At 52.4% G+C, this 19,318-nt stretch carries 15 protein-coding genes; 5 read left to right on the forward strand and 10 right to left on the reverse strand.

Annotated features, from left to right (window positions below):
- Nucleotides 1-51: 51 nt before the first annotated feature.
- From mutL to miaB, 6 genes are all read right to left on the reverse strand, one after another.
- A complete protein-coding gene (mutL, locus tag ACTID9_RS16590; RefSeq protein ID WP_441065694.1) occupies nt 52-2,232 on the reverse strand; it encodes a DNA mismatch repair endonuclease MutL in 2,181 nt (726 codons plus the stop codon).
- A 10-nt stretch (nt 2,233-2,242) separates the two neighbouring features.
- Entirely contained in the window at nt 2,243-4,948 is a 2,706-nt protein-coding gene (mutS, locus tag ACTID9_RS16595) for a DNA mismatch repair protein MutS (RefSeq protein WP_441065696.1), read from the reverse strand.
- 41 nt (nt 4,949-4,989) lie between these two features.
- Nucleotides 4,990-6,336 carry a putative amidoligase domain-containing protein gene (locus tag ACTID9_RS16600; protein WP_441065698.1) on the reverse strand — a complete coding sequence of 449 codons (1,347 nt, stop codon included), beginning with the start codon at nt 6,334-6,336 and terminating at the stop codon, nt 4,990-4,992.
- Nucleotides 6,337-6,440: 104 nt separating this feature from the next.
- Nucleotides 6,441-7,004, reverse strand: coding sequence for an outer spore coat protein CotE (gene cotE / locus ACTID9_RS16605; protein ID WP_441065700.1), 564 nt, complete (start codon nt 7,002-7,004; stop codon nt 6,441-6,443).
- Between the two features lie 110 nt (nt 7,005-7,114).
- Entirely contained in the window at nt 7,115-7,564 is a 450-nt protein-coding gene (locus ACTID9_RS16610; protein ID WP_441065702.1) for a RicAFT regulatory complex protein RicA family protein, read from the reverse strand.
- Between the two features lie 5 nt (nt 7,565-7,569).
- Nucleotides 7,570-9,081 (reverse strand): tRNA (N6-isopentenyl adenosine(37)-C2)-methylthiotransferase MiaB, encoded by a 1,512-nt coding sequence (miaB, locus tag ACTID9_RS16615; protein WP_441065704.1) that lies wholly within the window; start codon nt 9,079-9,081, stop codon nt 7,570-7,572.
- A 391-nt stretch (nt 9,082-9,472) separates the two neighbouring features.
- Here miaB and ACTID9_RS16620 point away from each other — a divergent pair, with 391 nt between their 5' ends.
- The 4 genes from ACTID9_RS16620 to cbpB all read left to right on the forward strand — a co-directional run bounded on the left by ACTID9_RS16620 (nt 9,473) and on the right by cbpB (nt 13,510).
- Nucleotides 9,473-10,711, forward strand: coding sequence for an S-layer homology domain-containing protein (locus ACTID9_RS16620; RefSeq protein ID WP_441065706.1), 1,239 nt, complete (start codon nt 9,473-9,475; stop codon nt 10,709-10,711).
- Nucleotides 10,712-10,869: 158 nt separating this feature from the next.
- Complete coding sequence (locus ACTID9_RS16625; RefSeq protein WP_441065708.1) at nt 10,870-11,769, forward strand: lipoate--protein ligase family protein; 900 nt, start codon at nt 10,870-10,872, stop codon at nt 11,767-11,769.
- The gene (locus ACTID9_RS16630) at nt 11,733-12,881 is read left to right on the forward strand and encodes an acyltransferase (RefSeq protein WP_441065710.1); all 1,149 of its coding nucleotides are present in this window, start codon (nt 11,733-11,735) and stop codon (nt 12,879-12,881) included. Before ACTID9_RS16625 ends, ACTID9_RS16630 begins: the two co-directional genes overlap by 37 nt.
- A 191-nt stretch (nt 12,882-13,072) precedes the next feature.
- Nucleotides 13,073-13,510, forward strand: a complete 438-nt coding sequence (gene cbpB, locus ACTID9_RS16635; RefSeq protein WP_122916449.1) for a cyclic-di-AMP-binding protein CbpB — start codon at nt 13,073-13,075, stop codon at nt 13,508-13,510.
- 75 nt (nt 13,511-13,585) lie between these two features.
- Here the strand turns inward: cbpB and ACTID9_RS16640 are convergent, their stop codons facing one another.
- The gene (locus tag ACTID9_RS16640) at nt 13,586-14,632 is read right to left on the reverse strand and encodes a YheC/YheD family endospore coat-associated protein (RefSeq protein WP_441065712.1); all 1,047 of its coding nucleotides are present in this window, start codon (nt 14,630-14,632) and stop codon (nt 13,586-13,588) included.
- Between the two features lie 85 nt (nt 14,633-14,717).
- Entirely contained in the window at nt 14,718-15,275 is a 558-nt protein-coding gene (locus tag ACTID9_RS16645) for a class I SAM-dependent methyltransferase (RefSeq protein ID WP_441072625.1), read from the reverse strand.
- Between the two features lie 140 nt (nt 15,276-15,415).
- On the opposite strand from ACTID9_RS16645, the gene ACTID9_RS16650 reads away from it, so the two are divergent.
- A complete protein-coding gene (locus tag ACTID9_RS16650) occupies nt 15,416-16,480 on the forward strand; it encodes a YkvI family membrane protein (protein ID WP_441065714.1) in 1,065 nt (354 codons plus the stop codon).
- A 137-nt stretch (nt 16,481-16,617) separates the two neighbouring features.
- Here ACTID9_RS16650 and ACTID9_RS16655 read toward each other — a convergent pair whose 3' ends face one another.
- Nucleotides 16,618-17,484, reverse strand: coding sequence for a 2-oxoacid:ferredoxin oxidoreductase subunit beta (locus ACTID9_RS16655; protein WP_441065716.1), 867 nt, complete (start codon nt 17,482-17,484; stop codon nt 16,618-16,620).
- The gene (locus tag ACTID9_RS16660) at nt 17,456-19,234 is read right to left on the reverse strand and encodes a 2-oxoacid:acceptor oxidoreductase subunit alpha (protein ID WP_441065718.1); all 1,779 of its coding nucleotides are present in this window, start codon (nt 19,232-19,234) and stop codon (nt 17,456-17,458) included. The genes ACTID9_RS16655 and ACTID9_RS16660 overlap by 29 nt, the downstream gene beginning before the upstream one ends.
- Nucleotides 19,235-19,318: the final 84 nt, after the last annotated feature.

The following is a 19,318-nucleotide window of genomic DNA, read 5'->3' on the forward strand; positions in this document are numbered from 1 at the left end:
AAACCGATGCAGATACCGGCTTTACGCATTTTTTCATGCGTTCAAACGTGTTTACATGACCCGCTTAAACAGCTTTTCCAATTCGTATGACGAAAAATGAATGATGATCGGCCTGCCATGCGGGCAGGTGAATGGGCTGGTCGTGAGCCGCAATCGTTCCAGCAGCGCTTCCATCTCCTGCTGGGTAAGATAGCGATTCGCTTTGATCGAAGCCTTGCAAGACATCATGATCGCCGCTTTCTCCCGCATCCCGCGCACGTCGAACCCGCCTTTTTCGCCTGCTTCCAGCACAACCTGCACCAACTCATCGATGACCTCAAGCTCGCTTCCTTCCGGGAACCAGTGCGGATGCGCGCGGACGATGAACGTCCGATTCCCGAACCATTCAATTTCCAGCCCAAGCGAAATCAGCGTCTCAAGTCGAGCCTTCAGGCGCTCGGTCTCTTGTGACGTGCACTCGATCGTATGCGGAAACAGCATCATTTGGCTGGCGACGCTCTCCGATTTCAGCTTTTCCATGAAATACTCGTAAAAAATTCGCTCTTGTGCCGCATGCTGGTCGATCAAGTACATCCCGTTTTCGTTTTGCGCCACGATATACGTCCCATGCACCTGACCGACAGGAAACATCGGCGGAACGGCTGGATGCGCTTCGCCATCGGCTGGCACATGTGTCGATTCAGACGCATCGGTTGGCATCAGTTCACTCAGCGGCTCATCGGTTCGAGACGAATCATCCGAATGAGCCTCTCTTTGCTCGCCGCCCACTGCATTTTCCGTCCTCTGGGACTGATTCGTCTGCACCGCTGCAACGTTCAGATTTCGCACCTGAATCCGTTCAATCCGTTCATTCCCAGGCGCAGAACCAGCTGGCACTTGCTGTTCCGTACTACCTGCTTCAAAAGAAGTAGGCTGCACACTTTGCGTCTCCTCCACCTGTTCAGGCTGCAGCGTGTCGGTCTGTGCAGCTACCTTTTCCAAAGAAAAAGTTGTATCGACAGATGGGCTTTCAAACTGATCTTGTTGTGGCAGCGGCTTGTCAACCCGCGGCAGCTGCTCGCGCACACGCGCTTCCGGCTGCTGCGGTCGTTCATAGCGTATTTCTGATTGGTACCGGTTCTGCTCCTGCCGACTTCCCAACAAGTTGCCTTCCCGGCTGATCGGCAGTTCAAACGCAGGCTGCACAACTTTCGGCCCCGCTTGTGCTGTCGTCCGCTGCGTCGCAAGCGGCTGCGGAATCGTCAAGCCTTTGCGCAGCGCACCTTTTACAGACGCTTCCATTGCCGCGACCAGTTCGTCCTCCTTGCTGAAGCGGGCCTCCAGCTTGGCAGGATGCACATTCACATCGACCAGCGTCGGGTCCATCTCGATGGACAGACAGACGACCGGAAAGCGACCGATCGGCAGCAGCGTATGATACCCGCGCATAATCGCGTTCGTCAGGGCAAAATTGCGGATATAGCGGCCATTGATCAGCGTGGTCAAATAACTGCGGTTGGCACGCGTCAGCTCGGTTTTGGAGATGAAGCCCGACCAGCGGAAATCCAGTGTCTCGCCTTCGATCGGCAGCATCAGCTTGGCAGCCTGCACGCCATAAATCGCGGCGATGACGTGCAGCAGTTTGCCGTCACCCGACGTTTGCAGGATCGTCTTGTCATTGTGTGTATAGTGAAATGCGATGCCGGGATACGTGAGCGCCAAGCGATTCACATAGTCGGAAATATGGCCGACCTCGGTGGAAATCGACTTCATGTATTTCAAACGCGCAGGCGTATTGAAAAAAAGCTCGCGCACCTGGATATCCGTCCCTTTGACGGTTGCAGCATCGCTCAGTTCCTTCACTTGCCCGGCTTCAATGAGCACGCGCGTCCCTACTTGTCCGCTCGCTTGCGAACTCAACAGCTCGGTCTTGGAGACGGAGGCGATACTGGGCAGCGCCTCCCCCCGAAATCCAAGCGTGTGGATGGAAAACAAATCGCGCGTCGTCTTGATTTTGCTGGTGGCATGACGCTCGAAAGCCCGCTCGCAATCTTCGCGGTCCATCCCGACCCCGTCGTCGACGATGCGAATCAGGTCCAGTCCGCCCTCTTTGATGTGAATCTCGATCCGCTTTGCCTCAGCGTCCACGGCGTTTTCAATCAGCTCTTTTACTACGGAGGCCGGGCGTTCCACCACTTCTCCGGCAGCAATCATGTTGGATAGATGCTCATCCAGCACACGAATCCGTCCCATGTCGCACCCCTTACTGTTTCATCCGTTTTTGCCAATCATACACCTGCATCAGCGCCGCCAATGGCGTCAGCTGATTGGCGTCCACCTTGCGCAGCTCCTGCAGCAGTTCCATCGCCAGCAGCTGATCCGCTGTCAACGCAGGTTCCTCTTTTGCTTGCGGCTGTGGTTCCGGTGCCGCCTGCATCGCTGCGGCCGCCGCTTGCTCCTTGATTGGTTGCTGTTCGGTCGCGAGCGGCGCAGATTGCGCTGCAGGTACTTGTGCCACTTCACGTTCAGCCACAATCTGCGGCGCCGTCCACAGCGAGTCAAACGAAATTTGTTCCGCTGCCGGAGCTGTCGGCTTTTCATTCTCCAGCTCATGCAAAATTTGGCGCGCCCGCGAAATCACCTTATCCGGCAATGCTGCCAGCTCGGCCACATGGATGCCATAGCTTTTGTCCGCTCGGCCCGGCTCGATCCGGTGCAGGAACAGCAGCTTTCCTCCCCGCTCCTCGCAGCGGGCATTCACATTTACGACGCGCGGAAGCATCTCTTCCAAGCGTGTGAGTTCGTGATAGTGCGTGGAAAAAAGCGTCTTCGCCCCGATTTCCTCATGGATATATTCAATAACGGCTTGCGCCAAGGCCATCCCGTCATACGTCGATGTGCCGCGTCCGATCTCATCCAGCAAAATCAGGCTGTTCGCGGTCGCTTTTTGCAGCGCGTTTTTGGTTTCCAGCATCTCAACCATGAACGTACTGTGGCCGCCCACCAAATCGTCCGCAGCGCCGATACGGGTAAAAATCTGGTCGACCAGCGTCAGCTTGGCATACGACGCAGGAACAAAGCAGCCGACCTGGGCAATGACGAACATTAAGGCGATCTGCCGCATGTACGTGCTTTTCCCCGCCATGTTTGGTCCGGTGATCAGCAAAATCTGCCGTCCTTGCTGATCGAGATGGGCATCGTTCGCCACGTACTTTTCCGAGTTGAGCACCGCTTCCACCACCGGGTGGCGACCGTCCGTAATGACGCATTCACCCGTCGTGACGATGTGCGGCCGCGTGAATCCACGCTCATCGCTCACCGTCGCGAATGATTGCAGCACGTCGATGGTAGCGACGCGCTCTGCCAATGCTTGAATGCGTGTCACATGCTTGGCTACTTCCGTGCGGATTTCGGTAAAAAGCTGGTATTCCAGCTCGATCATTTTTTCTTCCGCTTCCAAAATTAGCGCTTCTTTTTCTTTCAGCTCCGGCGTAATATAGCGCTCGGCATTGGTCAGCGTTTGCTTGCGCTCATAACGGTCGAGCGGCACCGACGCCAGGTTGGCTCTCGACACTTCCAAATAGTAGCCGAATACTTTGTTGAAGCCGACTTTCAGCGAACGGATGCCGGTCGCTTCCCGCTCTGCTTGCTCCAGCTGGGCGATCCAGTGCTTGCCTTCCCGGCTGGCAATGTGCAGCTTGTCCAAATAATCGTCGTACCCGGTCTTCAGCATGCCGCCGTCCCGCACCGAGATCGGCGGATCGTCGACAAGCGCTCGTTCCAGCAAGTCTTTAATATCGGCACACTCGTCCATCTCATCGGCAATCGCGGATAAAATCGCGGAGCCGCTTGCATGCAAAGCCGCTTTCAAATTCGGGATTGCAGCAAGGGAATGGCGCAGCTGCACAAGATCCCGGGCATTGGCATTCCCGTACGCCGTCCGGCCGATCAGCCGCTCCAAATCGTACACTTGGTCCAACAGGGTGCGCAGATCGGAGCGCAGCAGCATATCCGCTTTGAGCTGCTCCACCGCATTGAGGCGGTACTCGATCTCGCTGTGCGTGTAAAGCGGGCGCTCAAGCCAGCGTCGCAGCAACCGTCCGCCCATCGCAGTCTCCGTCCGGTCGAGCAGCCAGAGGAGTGAGCCGTGCTTCGCTTTGTCCCGGATCGTTTCGGTCAGCTCCAGATTGCGTCGAGAAAACGGATCAAGCTGCAAAAACTGGCGCGCTTCATACACGCGCAGCGCCCGCAAATGGGCGAGGCTGCGTTTCTGCGTCGTGCCGATGTAGGTAAGCAAGGCGCTGACCGCCAGCTGCTGCTCCGCCGCAAGCTCCAAAGCAGCCGGGCCATACTGGCGCTCCGCCGCCCCGCTGTCCACCTGCTCCTGCGCCAGCACGTTGACCGGCGCGTTCACTGCCGGCAAGATCGACGGCTCGACACCCGAGAGGACCAGTTCTTTCGGCCGGTATTGCAGCGCTTCATCCACCACTGCATCCAGGCTTCCGCTAAGCGAGGTGACATGCATTTCACCTGTCGACAGGTCGCAGGCCGCGATCGATCCGCTCTGGCCGGTAGCCACAATCGCAGCTATGTAGTTGTTTTCCTTTTCGGACAGCCATTTGCCTTCCATCATGGTACCCGGCGTAATGACCCTTGTCACTTCGCGCCGAACGACACCTTTGGCTTCCTTCGGGTCCTCCACCTGCTCGCATATCGCCACCTTGTAGCCTTTTTGCAGCAATTGCGCGATATACGCTTCTGCCGAGTGATGCGGCACGCCGCACATCGGGATGCGCTCTTCTCCGCCCCCTTCTCTTCCGGTCAAGGTAATTTCCAGTTCACGGGACGCTTTGATCGCATCTTCAAAAAACAATTCATAAAAGTCGCCTAGGCGAAAAAAGAGGAAAGCATTGGAATACTCTCGTTTGATCGCAAGGTACTGTTGGATCATCGGTGTATACTGAGCCATAGGTTTATTCGTCTCCTGCTTCTTTAAAATCTCGACATTCATTATATCACAGCTATCGCATCCTCATCATCGGTAGTGGATGGGACTGTGAGCTTCCATGCAGGCCGGAAATCTTCATCCGCAGGCCAGGCGGCTGCCGACATCGCCTCCGCAAAAAACGGGTCCAACGATTGCCGGTAGACGTGATAGGTAGAAAGAAGCGACAATTCCCGCCACAAGCCCCGCACGATCGGGCGGATGATCGCTTTGTCCCCCTGATAGTAAGCGGACTGCACCAAAATTCGCCGCAACGGGTCTTGTCTGAGTTCCCGGTGATGGGTGGCGACGACTTTCGCCAATGCGAGAATGCCTTTGGCAATACGCGGTGTGACGAGCCAGCTTGGCAGCGTACGATACTCAAAGCCCCCGTAGCTTTTTTCGCGCACATCGCCGAAAAAGCCGTAGCGCGGCCTTCTCCTTTGGCATCCTTCATCTTCTAGCAACATCAACGGAAGAGTCAAATACGTATCCAGCTTGCGGACAAGTGCAGCGTTCAGCGCAATTCCGCTGAAATGGATATGACCGCCGATTGGATAACCGTCAAACGGCATCCCGCCGGCGATCCATTCCAGCTCCGGCGCGATTTTTTTGGTCGCTGCAAACCGCATTGCGCGGTACATCTCGACGAAAAGCTCATTGGGATCAGCAGACGGCTTCGGCCGTAACTCGACCAGCGGATGAAGGAGCGCGGACGGTTTTTCCCGAAAGCGAACAGCATCGTAGCCGATCGCGCCGCTGCGTCCGACATAGCGGGAAGCAAAAGCCATCTGCCCCGACGGATCGCGCAGCGCGAACTCCGGATCGGCGCCAAGAACCACCTCGTTTTGCCGGAGCAGCGCTTCCAGCTGCTGTTCTTCCCATTCCTCCTGAAGCTTGCGAATCAAAGTCATGCACGGCTCGATCGACGCATCATCGACCCGAATCGTAATGACCGCTTGGCGAAATTCAGACATGGCTGCAATTTCCACGATGCCGACATCCAATCCTGTCGCATAAATGCTGCGGATGGCCATCGGTTCGATTTTTTTGATCTCCATGTTGTCTTGATGGTCAGGAACCTCCTCAAAGCGCAATGACTGCGGGAGCGCCGACACCGTATCGAGCCAGACGGTCTTTCCTTCCGCCATCCACACTTTGACCACGCGGAATTGGTGCACGAGCATGCGATAGCGCCGCATCGGCATCGATCCGCTCCGATCTTGCTCGCGTAATACGGGAATGCCGTTCATCCGCAAGATTTGGCGCAACGTGGGAAGATGCTGACACCGTGCAATGGCTTCCGGCCGATTCATCGGCAAAAGCGAGCCGGGAAGCCGATCGAATGAAGGCGATGCTTGCGTGTAATCCATTACCGTCCCCTCCATTTTTGTGGTGAAATAGCATATTCCCGCGCCCAGAAAACCGTGTATGCGGAACGGTGAATAAAAAAAGAGGAGAATCCCGTCTCCTCTTGTTAATCTAAGTCATCCAGCAGTCCTGCCGATTCAAAATCGTCGAATTCATCATCACTTGTCTCGTCATACTCGGTGCTCATGCCAAAATCCTTATCATCGCAGCTGTTGCAAACGACCACGCAAACTTTTGTCTCCCCGATGATTTCAACAGCAAATTCGCTCTCTACTCTCACTTGAACGGTTCCACCGCTGCCCAGCTCCGCTTTGACGCATTTTGGCTGTTCGACAGCGCGAGCCACAACTTCCAGATCACCGCGGGTGTTGGTGTCATAGAATGACAATGGCACCCTCACGGAGAAGTTCACCGTCTGTTTGGTCACTTCCGTCTGCGTGTTGTTGGCATAAGAGTACCACAGGTTGACGTCAAAGGAACCCGTGACATCTACCGCATCGCCCGATTTGGCCGCTTGAAAGGTGGTGTTGATGATCCAGCACCCAAGAATGGTTGACGGTGCATGATTCGGTGTGATCGTGTACGTTTGTTGGGAAAATTTATGTCCTTTGCCAACGACTGCTTTAGCAATTAACTCCCGGCATTGCAGGTCTTTATCTGTACCCGACATGTTGTTTCCTCCTCCATACAATGTTTCTGTACATTTGTATGCAGGTCATCCGTCTAGGGTGCAAACGTCCAGGGAATCAATCCATTTTTTTCAGGCCAGCCGCCTGTCGCCTAGTGGGAGCAGCAGCCGTCGCCATGGCCTTTTGCAACCGATGGGCTGCCGGTCTCGCCTTTCAGCGGGTCGCCGCCGGTATCCAGAATGATGCGCTCGGAAACAGCATTCGTGATGACATTGGTCACCATTTGCAGCAAATCGTTCACGTCAACCTGCGACTGTTTGAACTCCGCAACAACCGGAATCTCGTCGAGCTGTTCATGCAGCTGATCCAATTCGGCTTCCAGCTTTTGAACCAGTTCCTTTTTATTCATGGATTCAAACATGACCACTTGCTTCTGCTTTTGCTTCAGCTCCTGGATCAAATCCTGCACACGCTCGTTCAGCTTGATTTGCGCTTCTGCCCGCTTGTAGAAATCCACTTCCTTGGTCCGCGCCATCATCGTCGCCAGTTCGCGCGCTTTATCCAAAATTTCCTTTTGCGTGTAGAGTTTTGTGCTGTCCATTGCCATCATACCTCGACTTTCGCTACGATCTCCCCATAGAGGGTGAATGTTTTCGCATCTGTGATTGTTACATGAACAAACGTGCCGATCAAAGATTTGTCGCCGTTGAAATGTACGAGCTTTCCGCCTCTTGTGCGGCCGGATAGCACTTCAGGGTTGTTCTTGCTCTCCCCTTCCACCAACAGCTCCACCGTCTGGCCGAGCATCGCCAGATTTTTTTCCAGGCTGCTCTTTTGCTGCACTTCCATTAATCGATGCAGTCGGCTTTTCTTGACTTCTTCCGGAACGGTATCTTCCATGGCGGCAGCTGGTGTGCCTTCACGCGGGGAATACATGAACGTATAGGCGGAATCGAAGCCGACCTCACTCACTAAGGAAAGCGTTTCCTCGAACTGCTCCTCGGTTTCCCCCGGGAAGCCGACGATAATATCCGTGGAAAGCGTAGCGTTCGGGATGGCCGCTTTAATTTTACGTACCAGCTCCAGATACTGTTCGCGCGTATACTTGCGGGCCATCTTCTTCAGGACTTCCGTGCTTCCCGATTGGAATGGCAGGTGAATCTGCTCCACCAGATTGCCGCCTTTCGCCAACACTTCGATCAAATGATCATCAAAATCGCGCGGATGGCTCGTCGTAAAGCGAATGCGCGGAATATCGATCAGACGGATTTCGTCCAGCAAGTCCCCGAATCCATACTGGATGTCCTCGAAATCTTTCCCGTACGCGTTGACGTTTTGGCCCAGCAGCATGATTTCCTTAAAGCCTTGGCGCGCCAGATCGCGCACCTCTGCGATGACATCCTCCGGCCGGCGGCTCCGCTCTTTTCCGCGCGTGTACGGTACGATGCAGTACGTACAAAATTTGTCGCAGCCGTACATGATGTTGACCCATGCCTTGGTTTTGTCTTCACGCACTTTCGGCATGTTCTCGATGATGTCGCCCTCTTTGGACCATACCTCGATGACCATCTCTTTTTGGAACATGGCATCGCGCAAAAGTACAGGCAGCCTGTGGATGTTGTGCGTACCGAAGATCAGGTCGACGTGCGCATGCTTGGACATGATCTTGTTCACGACGCTCTCTTCTTGCGACATGCAGCCGCAGACGCCGAGGATCACGTTCGGGTTGTTGCGCTTGAGCACTTTCATGTGGCCCAATTCGCCAAATACCTTATCTTCCGCATTTTCGCGGATCGCACAAGTATTGAACAGGATGACGTCCGCCTCCTGGTATTCCTCCGTCGCTTCATAGCCCATCTGCTCGAGAATTCCGGCAATCGTTTCGGTATCGTGCTCATTCATTTGACAGCCGTACGTGCGGATCAAATAATGCTTGCCCTTCCCGATTTCACGCATTTCCTCCGGAATCCCGAAATCGTAATGGACCTGAATGTCCTCTTTCCCCCGTTTTTTGGCATCCTTCAGACTGGGGGGCTGAAAGTATTTCGCATAGTCTTCCGCTGTTTTCGCAGACTTGCCGGATTTTAAGTCCGGTGTCGCCTCATTTTTACCTGTCATGAATCTATTCACCTCTGTTGATTAATAAGCGTCGAGTTAAGATGGAATATTGATTCCATCACGATATTATAGCATAGCTTGGCATGAATAAGAAAAACATCTTTCAGAAGTCCTTTCGAGAAGCAGTTCCTTCGGGCAATGGAAGTTTTTACCGATGCTTATGCTGGAAGTAACGCTGAGGTACTCCGTCTTCCGCTCCAGAATTTATAAGCGCGAGCACTTATAAATTCTTACACGACAAAAAATCATTTACCGGGAATTCCAGCCGGATCAACCCTGCCTCTTTTTTGGCAAGCGCTTATTTTTTGGAAATTTCTTTGAAACCTTTTTTACCTTCCCCTCGTCAGAAGGTGTGAACGCAATCAAATAGAAAATAATAGGAGGCATTCAAATGAAAAAATGGATGGCGATGCTGCTGACAATGATGTTGTTTGTCACTGCGATTCCATTTGCACATGCAGCCACGACGACCTTCTGGGATGTTCCTCGCAGCCACTGGGCGTATGAAGCGATCACGAAAATGGCGGAAGAAGGGATCATCAGCGGTTACAACGACGGAAGCTTTCGACCGGATAACCGGATCAGCCGCGCCGAATTCGCCAAAATCATGATCGCCGCATCGGGGATCGACCTCGGTTCGGCTCGAAACGTAACCCAAACCTTTGAAGACGTCGGTCGCGACAACTGGGCTTTCCTTTATGTCGAGCGGGCGAAAAATTACTTGACCGGCTACAAATCAGGCAAACGCTACTATTATAAGCCAAATGAAAACGCCGTGCGAGAGGACATCGCTGTCGCATTGGTGCGATTGATGGGCTATGATCAATCCAAATCGTCCAGCACGAGCGCAATCGACCGTTTCCGTGACAAATCGGACATCTCCAAGGAATTGCGCCCTTACATTGCCATCGCCGTCGATACGGATCTGATTAAAGGCTTTAACGACCAGACATTCCGTCCGCAAGCTGCAATCACGCGTGCGGAAGCAGCGACACTGCTGTATCGCGCAAAAGAAAAACTGGATGAAACCAAGATCGTCTTCCCTGCAGAACCAACGCAGCCAAAACCGGAAGAACCGAAAACCATTTCCATCAGCGATTCGTTTACTGACGAAAAATTGCAAAAATGGGATACCGACCATCAAACCGGCTCCTGGGTCGTCAGCGGCCAAAGAGTAACGGCTTTCTCGGAAAACGAAAAACTGTACCACTACTTGCTCCCTCTGAACTGGAGCGAGGCCAAAACGAGCAGCTACGAGCTGCAAGTCGATCTGACGCAAAACGGTCGCGGGTTGGGTGGTTTATTTTTCAATGGAACCGACAAGCAAGCGACGGTGGTTTTCCTTGACAAAGATGCTCTCTATGTAAAACGCATGACAGACACCAGCAAAAAAGACATGACCTCGATCGCAAAAGTACCATTGAAACAGCAAAAAGCGGCGAAGCTGAAAATCAAAGTAAACGGCAACGATTACTCGCTTTACGTAAACGATTCTTTCGTCTATTCCCAAGAGGGGCAAAATCTTTCCGGCACGAAGTTGGGTCTGTATCTCAATCGTGATGCCAATGCCGACTTCCCGGATAAATTGACGACCTTTGACAACTTCTCCTATAAAGCCACGCTGAAATAATGAGGCGGCTCGACATTCCCTCGCGGATCGTCGGGCCGTTTTGCTTTTTGTTTTACGCATGATGTCAAGGAGAGAAAATGTTTCTTCCATAGAAAAATCAAATCATCATGTGTATAATAGAGGGCGATTTGTTTTTACCACTAAAGGAGTCGGATTATATGACGATTCTACCTGCCAATGGGCAGCAGAACAGCGGTGCTTTTTTATGGACGGATACGGGCACGTACGACGGCAATCCCATTCGTCCGCTTGCCATTGATGAAGCGATCGCCACTTCGATGGGACGCGAAGGCGCTTTGCCCCTGATCCATCTGTGGGTGTGCGAGCGAGCGCTCTTTTTAGGCAGACGCGATGCCAAATTACCCCACCTCGATCGCGTCCTGCATGCTTTCGGCAAAGCTGGCTATCGGGCATTGCTTCGCTCCTCGGGCGGCGCATGTGTACCACTCGATTCCGGTGTACTGAACCTTGCCATTCACTTGCCTGGTACGTCCGTTGCCATTGATGATTTTTTCCAGTTGGCAGCACGGCTTCTTACTGCTGGCTTGCGGCGATATGGAGAGATTGCCATCGGAGAGGTTGTCGGCTCGTATTGTGTAGGCGACTATGATTTTTCACTGAATGGCCGAAAAATCGGCGGGATGGCCCAGCGCCGGACGCGCCATGGATCGATTTTGCAGCTGTGCATCAACGCGGAACCGGATAACCGTGGACAGCTGATGGAACTGTTCTACGAGCAGGCGGGACTGCAGGAAATGACCAGCAATAAGCCGATCCCCTTTATGGATGGCTCGACCGACACCAGCCTGTCAGCGGAAACAAGGCGGCTGGTCACCGTTTCCGAGCTGAAAGAGCAGCTCTACGCCGCGCTCTCTGCCGAGTGGAAGCTGACACCGGCCCCGCTTGCGGTGACGGAGGCGGAAATCGAAAGCGCCCGCAAGCATTTGCAAGACAAACTTGGCCTCTTTTCTTACACAGCGCAAGAAATGGCCGATGAGAACTGGATAAGGAGACAAACGTCATGGCAACCACACGCAGAGGATCGTTCAAGGATCTGAATGCGTTTTACGTATTCGGTGCCTTTACGGTTCTGGTAATCCATATCTTGGGCTTCTTCGTCCAAGCAAATAACGATTATCCGGGCAATTATGACCTGGAGGCTCTCTCTTTGATTTTGTTGCGGTTCGGCCGGTCCCTTTTTATTTTCGGGACCGGTATGCTCCTGTTTTATTGGTATAAGCACAAACCGATGGACTGGGGTACCTTCTGGCGAAAAAGATGGCACAACATCATCGTGCCGTATATCGGCTGGACCGGTATTTACACGTTTGTCAAACTGCAAACGTTTGCGCCGGATGTGTTTTTCCCGGCTTTTTTCAACAGCCTGTTTACCGGCAGCTCGTTTTACCATCTGTATTACATCCCGCTGTTTTTGCAGATGAACCTGCTGTTCATGTTGACAAAAGGCTGGCTGGAGCGCCATTTGAAGCTGCCGCTCCTGCTCATCGCCTTCGTTTTGCAGACGCTCGTGTACGTATTGTTTATCCACATGCCGGAAACCGGCTTGCTGCTCGATGTCAACGAGACCTCGCCATTGTATATGCAAGCGTTGGCACATGGCTATCAATCTGCGCAAAATTACCCGTACATGTATGTCTTTTACTTTTTGCTTGGCGCCTATGCCGGTCTTACCCCGGATCGCTGGCGGCAATTCGTCAAAAAGCATTGGGCTTGGGCCTGTGTGATTTGCGCTGGTGCAACATTGTATCTGGCCCACGGCTTTTTGGTCAAAACCATTAGCTATGGGGAAGCGCTGAACATTTTTTCGCCGCTGTATCTGGTTTACACCAGTTCGTTTATTCTGCTGTTTTATCCCGTTTCCGCCTGGATTGGACAAACCCGGGTGTGCGGCGGATGGTTCGCACAGCTGGCCAAACACAATTTGGCGATTTACCTGGTTCACCCGCTGATCCTGTTCCTTTTGGAAAGCTATGTGATCTTCCGTCTGGATTGGTCTGCGTTCGCGCTCATGCTCGCCATGTTCGTGGTGACCCTGCCACTCAGCATTTTGGTCTATACGCATAAACTGCCGGCCTGGTTTAAAAAGCGAACCGCCGATCAATCGCCAGAAAAGGAACAACCCGCTTACCGGACATTTCATGCCGGATAACGCGACTTCCTGTAAGCTCCTAATGTAACTTGCGCGGATTTTTCGCATACTATACAGTAAGGGACAATACGTTCCACACCTCGATATTCGCCTAGCGTTATGATGCTAGGTCTTTTTTTTTCCATTTCTGTTATAATAGAAATTGTTGTTTGCTTGGGTGGGGTGGAACTTTTATTAGGCAGGTGATGGGTATGTTAAATCAAGAGACAGATCAACTTTTACAAAACCGCATCAATGAACTGGTAGTACCGGCCTCAAAGGTGGCCCATGTCCAATTGGGAAATTCCCTGGAGCATGCGCTTTTGGTTTTGATCAAGTCAAGGTACTCGGCCATTCCCGTACTGGATCACGAATATAAAATCAAAGGTCAGATCAGCAAAACGATGATCTTGGAAAGCATCCTTGGCCTGGAGCGGATCGAATACGAAAAACTCGAGGAACGCGTCGTCTCTGAAGTGATGGATGAAAAAATTCCTCGCATGAAAGAGGACGAAACGTTCTTGAAAGCGCTCGAACTCTCCATTAACCATCCGTATGTATGTATTGAAGATAGTGAGGGTGTGTTTCAAGGGATCCTCACGCGCCGCGCGATTCTGGCAGCCGTTTATCAATATTTCCGCCAGTCGTAATTGTTGCACGAGTGCGAAAAGCCGTCTGGATTTCCGGACGGCTTTTGCATTTCCCAAGGCACACGGCTGCACGACTTAGTAAAAGGTGCGAGCATACGCCATCGGAGTGTGGTACGTCCGCTTGAACATCTCCAGCTCGCCCGCTTTGAAAAACGAGTAACGCTGGTCGCGAACATTCACCTCGATTAAGTACGGATTGCCCTGCAAATCTACGCCCATGTCCATGCCCAGATCGGCCAGCGAACGGAAATGCCGCTCATACTGCTTGGCGATCGCGATCGCAGCCATGCGTATGCGCTCTTTGACTTGTTCTGCCTGCTCTGTGGTAAACAAGGTGGCAAATACCTCGTCGATCGGCTCAGCATGCCCGCCGCGCGACAGATTGCTCAATTTGTTTTGTGAATTGGCCACTTTGCATACCATACCGGAAACGCCCCATTGCCGCGACTCGCCTTTTTGAACGGATACACGCAAATCAAACGTATGCCCCTTATACTTTGCGAGCGCAATCGCCTCCTGGATAATGAAGCGCCGCCCCTTCACCCATCGCAGCGTCTCGGCAATCAATCCTTGCCTGGTGAGCACCTTGCGAATTTTGGATGAAGTGAAATGATACCGGTCACCTTCACGCTCGATTCGCGCCACCCCGATCCCAACCGATCCGACGACCGGTTTGACGTACAGCACACGGTATTTGCCGAGCATGTCGATGAACGCTTGGCGGGAAAAGCTGATCGTATGCGGCAAGTAGCGCTGCAGCTTCTCATTTTTCCAGAGCATGCGATGCACCGCTTCCTTGTTGCGGACGACGATCCCGTTGAACAGCTTTCCATGCTTGCTCAGCCGTTTGATCCCGTTGCGTATGGCCGCTTGGCCGGACAAGACCCGGTTATGCATGACAGGTGGGATCGGCACGCGTTTTGGCGTAAGCCGGTTGTTCTGCCAGACATACCCGCGCACCGTTCCCGTGGCGAAATTGACGAGACGCGGATGAAAGAAGATCGGTTCCATGCCAAGACGCCGCCCCGACTCTACATAGTACATGAGGTTTTCGTAGTTGCTCTTCCCTTTAAGCGCATCCTCGATAATCGTCCAATCCAAAATGATCCCTATCGGCTTCACACTGATCCCCTCTTGTGTCAGATGCTGTACTTCTTCGCATTCTTTTTCAAGGTATGTGCACACCGTCCGGGAGGATTGCCTATTTTTACGCGCGGCGCTCAATTGCAAACAGAAACGGCGCCTGATTCTGCTGATTGACATATTGATAGCGGAGCACAAGAGCGACAGATTGATTGATTTGCTCGCAAAATGCTTCTACCGCTTCTTTTTCCACAACCCCTGACGCATGGCCCCAATATACGACGATCGTCATGATTCCGCCGGGACGCAGCGCCATCAACCCCGCTTCAATCGCGCGAATCGTGCTTTCCGCTTTGGTCGTGACCTCTTTGTCCCCGCCTGGCAAATAGCCCAGGTTAAACATGACCGCTCCTACCAGCTCCCCGATCGACGCGATCTCCTCATGGCTCTGCAGCCGCAAATCTGCCCGCTGCAGCATCCCTTCGTGTGCCAGGCGCGCTTTCGTTTTTTCCAGCGCCTGGGGCTGGATGTCATAGGCAATCACTTTGCCCGTGTCGCCAACCACATGCGCCAAAAACAACGTATCATTGCCATTGCCCATCGTCGCATCCACAACGGTTTCACCCGCTTGCACCCGTTGTGTAATCAATCGTCTCGCTTCTTCCAAAATATTGGGCAGCATTCGTATCTCCTCCACTTTCGTCATTCTTTCTTTTCTCTTCCCACTCTATTCGGTCAGCCTGAAAACTGCAAGTCCGGGCTGCCAGACATGTTTGTCCCGCCATTCTCATAGGATGATGGAAAAGGGAACAGGAGGTACTCATGCACAACTCGTGGAGGGAAGCGCGTCGAATCGCTTTCACGTATATCGGAACAGTCGTCGGAGCCGGATTCGCATCAGGGAAAGAACTCCTCACCTTTTTTGTGCAATATGGCACCCAAGGACTCATCGGCGTCCTGCTTTCCACTGTGCTCTTTGCGTGGGCAGGCACGCAGGTGATGCTGTTCGCCCACCGGACGAAAGCGCGGTCTTTCCAGGATTTCAGCCTTTTTTTATTCGGCCGAACGTTCGGGACACTCTTTAATATTTTGTTGTTCATCGTGCTGCTGGGCACAACCTCTGTCATGCTGGCGGGAACAGGTGCACTTTTCATCGAATCGTTCGGCTTTCATTCACAGGCAGGGATTTGGCTTTCGATCCTGTTGGTCTTTATCGTCTCCTATCGGGGCCTTGGTGCCATCCATGCGGTCAATACGTTGTTTGTCCCGCTTTTGCTTGCATTCACCTGCCTCGTTTTTTTCTACGTGCAGCCTTGGGCGGGACATGGAGGGCCGGGCGTGATCGTAGAGGTCGTCAAGCCGTTTGCCTGGATCACCTCCCCCCTTTACTATGTCGCGATGAATATCGCGTTGACACAAGCCGTGCTCGTCCCCATCGGCCAGGAATGCAAAAGCGAAAAGCCGTTGCTGCTTGGCGGCATCATGGGCGGACTCGGGATCGGTTTGCTGCTGCTGCTCGGCTATTGGTCGCTGCGAACTCATCAAACGACTGTCCACGATGCCGAAATGCCCATGATCGCGCTCTTGTCCGGTCTCGGGCGCATGATCCCGGTGTTCTTCTCCTTGCTCGTCTACTGCGAAATCTTTTCGACATTATCCGCCAACGTCTTCGGCCTTGCCCGCCAAATGATGCAGCAGATGGCGATCACCCGCCTTGGCAGCGTTTTGTTTATACTCGGCATCAGCTATGTCGTGAGCTTCGTCGGTTTTGGATCGCTTCTCGGGTTCCTTTACCCGTTATTCGGACAGCTCGTGCTTGTCTTTCTCGTCATGCTCGGCTTCCGGCAGCTGCAAGCCCAATTCACCACAGCTCCCCGCAAGACTTGAAGAACAGAAAAAAGCTTCCCTGCAATTGCAGAGAAGCTTTTTTAGTACAGATAAGAATTTATAAAATTCTTATCCAGTATAAGTGCAACCGCGGCTTAAGCCAAAAGCTTGGCGAAGCCAGGTTTTCTAATGTCGACTTATGCAAATTCAGCAACCAGTTTCGCAAAATCTTCTTTGCTGAGCGTGAGGTCTTGGTGTGCCAAGCCTTGCTCTTTGAAACCAGGAACTAGTTGATCGTACGATTTTTGCTCGGTGTTTTGATAAATCAAACCGGTCAGCAAGCCATGGTTTTGCATGGAGTAGGACATCGCTTTGATGCGGTCATGCGGATCATAGCCTTCGATTGTGTCAACAGGGACGATGTTTTCTTTGAACCAGTCGTATGTGTTGACTTTGTTATAGGTTACGCAAGGGCTGAATACGTTGATCAAGGAGAAGCCTTTGTGCTGCATTCCTTTTTCGATCAGTTCAGTCAGGCCTTTCAAATCGCTGGAGAAGGATTGCGCCACGAATGTCGCACCGACAGACAGCGCCAGTTCAACTGGAGAAATTGCGGACTCGATCGAACCTTGTGGAGTCGATTTTGTCACGAAACCTGCAGCGGAACGCGGGGACGTTTGTCCTTTGGTCAAGCCATAGATCGCGTTGTCCATTACGATGTAGGTAATGTCCAGGTTACGACGGATTGCGTGTACAGTGTGACCCATACCGATCGCAAAACCGTCACCGTCGCCGCCGGAAGCGATGACAGTCAGCTCACGGTTTGCCATTTTCACACCTTGTGCGATTGGCAGTGCGCGACCATGCACACCGTGGAAGCCGTAGCAGTTAACGTAACCGGAGATACGGCCGGAGCAGCCGATACCGGAGATGATAGCTAATTGTTCAGGTTCAAGACCAACGTTTGCCGCTGCGCGTTGAATCGCAGCCTGGATAGAGAAGTCTCCACAGCCTGGGCACCAGTTGGGCTTTACATTATTGCGAAATTCTTTCATAGTCGCCATGTTTGACCAGCCCCTTAATTTCATTGTAGATATCGGAAGGTAAGAATGGGTTACCGTCATATTTTAATACGGATTTTACTTTTTCAGCAGAACCGACGTTCAGCTTGATCAAGTCAGCAATTTGACCGGTTGCGTTGTTTTCGACAACCACAACATGTTTTGCTTTATCTACATAAGGTTTCAGTACATCGGTTGGGAACGGATGCACCAAACGGATTTGCGCATGGTTCACTTTCAGGCCCTCTTGCTCAAGGCGGCCTTTCGCTTCTTCAATGGTTCCACCGAGGGAGTTGATCCCTACAACCAGAACATCTGCATCTTCATGGTTGCCATCGAACAAGACAGGGTTCGGGAACGTTTCAACCAGCTTGTTCAGCTTGCGCAGACGTTTATCCATTTGCGCTTTGCGGTTTTCCGCGCTCTCGGAAGGACGGCCGTTTTCAGCATGCTCTACCCCTGTTACGTGGTGCAAACCGAATTTTTGACCTGGAATTGGGCGTGGAGACACGCCGTCTTCTGTCACTTCGTAGCGTTTGAATTGACCGTTCGCTTCAAGCTCTGGCAATTCTTGACCTGTCAGAAGTTTACCGCGACGGATTTGGATGCGGTCGTAATCGAATGGCTCAACGGTTTGTTTCCCAAGGGACAGGGACAAGTCCGTTACCAAGATGACAGGCACTTGATATTCTTCAGCGATGTTGAACGCTTCAATCGTATCATAGAAGCACTCTTCCACTGTGCTTGGGCACATAACCACTTTTGGAATCTCACCGTGGGTACCCCAGATCATCGCGTTGATGTCGGATTGTTCTTGTTTTGTCGGCAAACCTGTGGATGGACCGCCACGTTGTGTATCTACGATAACAACAGGAGTTTCGGTCATCCCTGCGAGGCCGATCGCTTCCATCATCAAGGAAAGACCAGGACCTGCAGACGCAGTCATTGTACGAACACCGCCGTAGTTACCACCGATTGCCATGGTGATCGCTGCGATTTCGTCTTCTGTCTGAATAACGGTTCCGCCAAATTTCGGCAATTTTTTGATCAAGTATTCCATGATCTCAGATGCAGGCGTGATTGGGTATGCAGGCATGAAACGGCAGCCTGCCGCTACAGCGCCCAAACCGATCGCATCGTTACCGATCATGAACAGACGCTTTTGACCGTCTGCCGCTTCCAATTGGAAGTCAGGCAGAATACCGCCGGTGATTTCATTTACGAAATCAAAACCTTTGCGGATCGCGTCCATGTTTTTCTCAACAACTTTTTCACCCTTGCGGAGGAACATATCTTCTACGATGTTGCGGAAGCTTTCTACCGGCAAACCGAGGATTGCGCTGGAAGCACCGATCGACACCATGTTTTTCATCAGGGAAGTACCCAACTCTTCCGCGATTTGCGTCAGAGGCACTGTAATCATACGGACAGGCTTCAAGCCTTCCGGTAACGTTGGATTAAACTTGGCATCGGCGATAATGATACCGCCTTCACGAAGTTCATGTGCATTGAAATCGATCGTTTCTTGGTCAAATGCAACCAAGATGTCGAGATCGTCAGAAACCGCACGGCGCGGTTTTGTGCTCACACGAATTTTGTTGTTCGTATGGCCGCCCTTGATACGGGAAGAAAAGTGACGATAGCTGTACAGATGATAACCGAGTCTGCTCATCGCCATGGAGAAGATCTCGCCCGTACTCTCGATACCCTCCCCTTGTTGCCCGCCAACTTTCCAAGAAAGTTGATTAATCATTCTAATTCCACCCCTTCAGTGACTGTGAGAAAAGCATTCTGCTCAACGATTATGTGAGCAAAATGTGAACAAGCATTACCAATT

It is taken from the genome of Brevibacillus fluminis, from assembly GCF_052072235.1.
In the GTDB taxonomy this organism is placed as follows: Bacteria; Bacillota; Bacilli; order Brevibacillales; family Brevibacillaceae; genus Brevibacillus_D; species Brevibacillus_D fluminis_A.

Excerpts from the sequence above, each read along its gene's own strand:
- mutL (WP_441065694.1), bottom strand. The coding sequence starts at position 2,232 with ATGGGACGGATTCGTGTGCTGGATGAGCATCTATCCAACATGATTGCT.
- mutS (WP_441065696.1), bottom strand. The coding sequence starts at position 4,948 with ATGGCTCAGTATACACCGATGATCCAACAGTACCTTGCGATCAAACGA.
- ACTID9_RS16600 (WP_441065698.1), bottom strand. The coding sequence starts at position 6,336 with ATGGATTACACGCAAGCATCGCCTTCATTCGATCGGCTTCCCGGCTCG.
- cotE (WP_441065700.1), bottom strand. The coding sequence starts at position 7,004 with ATGTCGGGTACAGATAAAGACCTGCAATGCCGGGAGTTAATTGCTAAA.
- ACTID9_RS16610 (WP_441065702.1), bottom strand. The coding sequence starts at position 7,564 with ATGGACAGCACAAAACTCTACACGCAAAAGGAAATTTTGGATAAAGCG.
- miaB (WP_441065704.1), bottom strand. The coding sequence starts at position 9,081 with ATGACAGGTAAAAATGAGGCGACACCGGACTTAAAATCCGGCAAGTCT.
- ACTID9_RS16620 (WP_441065706.1), top strand. The coding sequence starts at position 9,473 with ATGAAAAAATGGATGGCGATGCTGCTGACAATGATGTTGTTTGTCACT.
- ACTID9_RS16625 (WP_441065708.1), top strand. The coding sequence starts at position 10,870 with ATGACGATTCTACCTGCCAATGGGCAGCAGAACAGCGGTGCTTTTTTA.
- ACTID9_RS16630 (WP_441065710.1), top strand. The coding sequence starts at position 11,733 with ATGGCAACCACACGCAGAGGATCGTTCAAGGATCTGAATGCGTTTTAC.
- cbpB (WP_122916449.1), top strand. The coding sequence starts at position 13,073 with ATGTTAAATCAAGAGACAGATCAACTTTTACAAAACCGCATCAATGAA.
- ACTID9_RS16645 (WP_441072625.1), bottom strand. The coding sequence starts at position 15,275 with ATGCTGCCCAATATTTTGGAAGAAGCGAGACGATTGATTACACAACGG.
- ACTID9_RS16650 (WP_441065714.1), top strand. The coding sequence starts at position 15,416 with ATGCACAACTCGTGGAGGGAAGCGCGTCGAATCGCTTTCACGTATATC.
- ACTID9_RS16655 (WP_441065716.1), bottom strand. The coding sequence starts at position 17,484 with ATGGCGACTATGAAAGAATTTCGCAATAATGTAAAGCCCAACTGGTGC.
- ACTID9_RS16660 (WP_441065718.1), bottom strand. The coding sequence starts at position 19,234 with ATGATTAATCAACTTTCTTGGAAAGTTGGCGGGCAACAAGGGGAGGGT.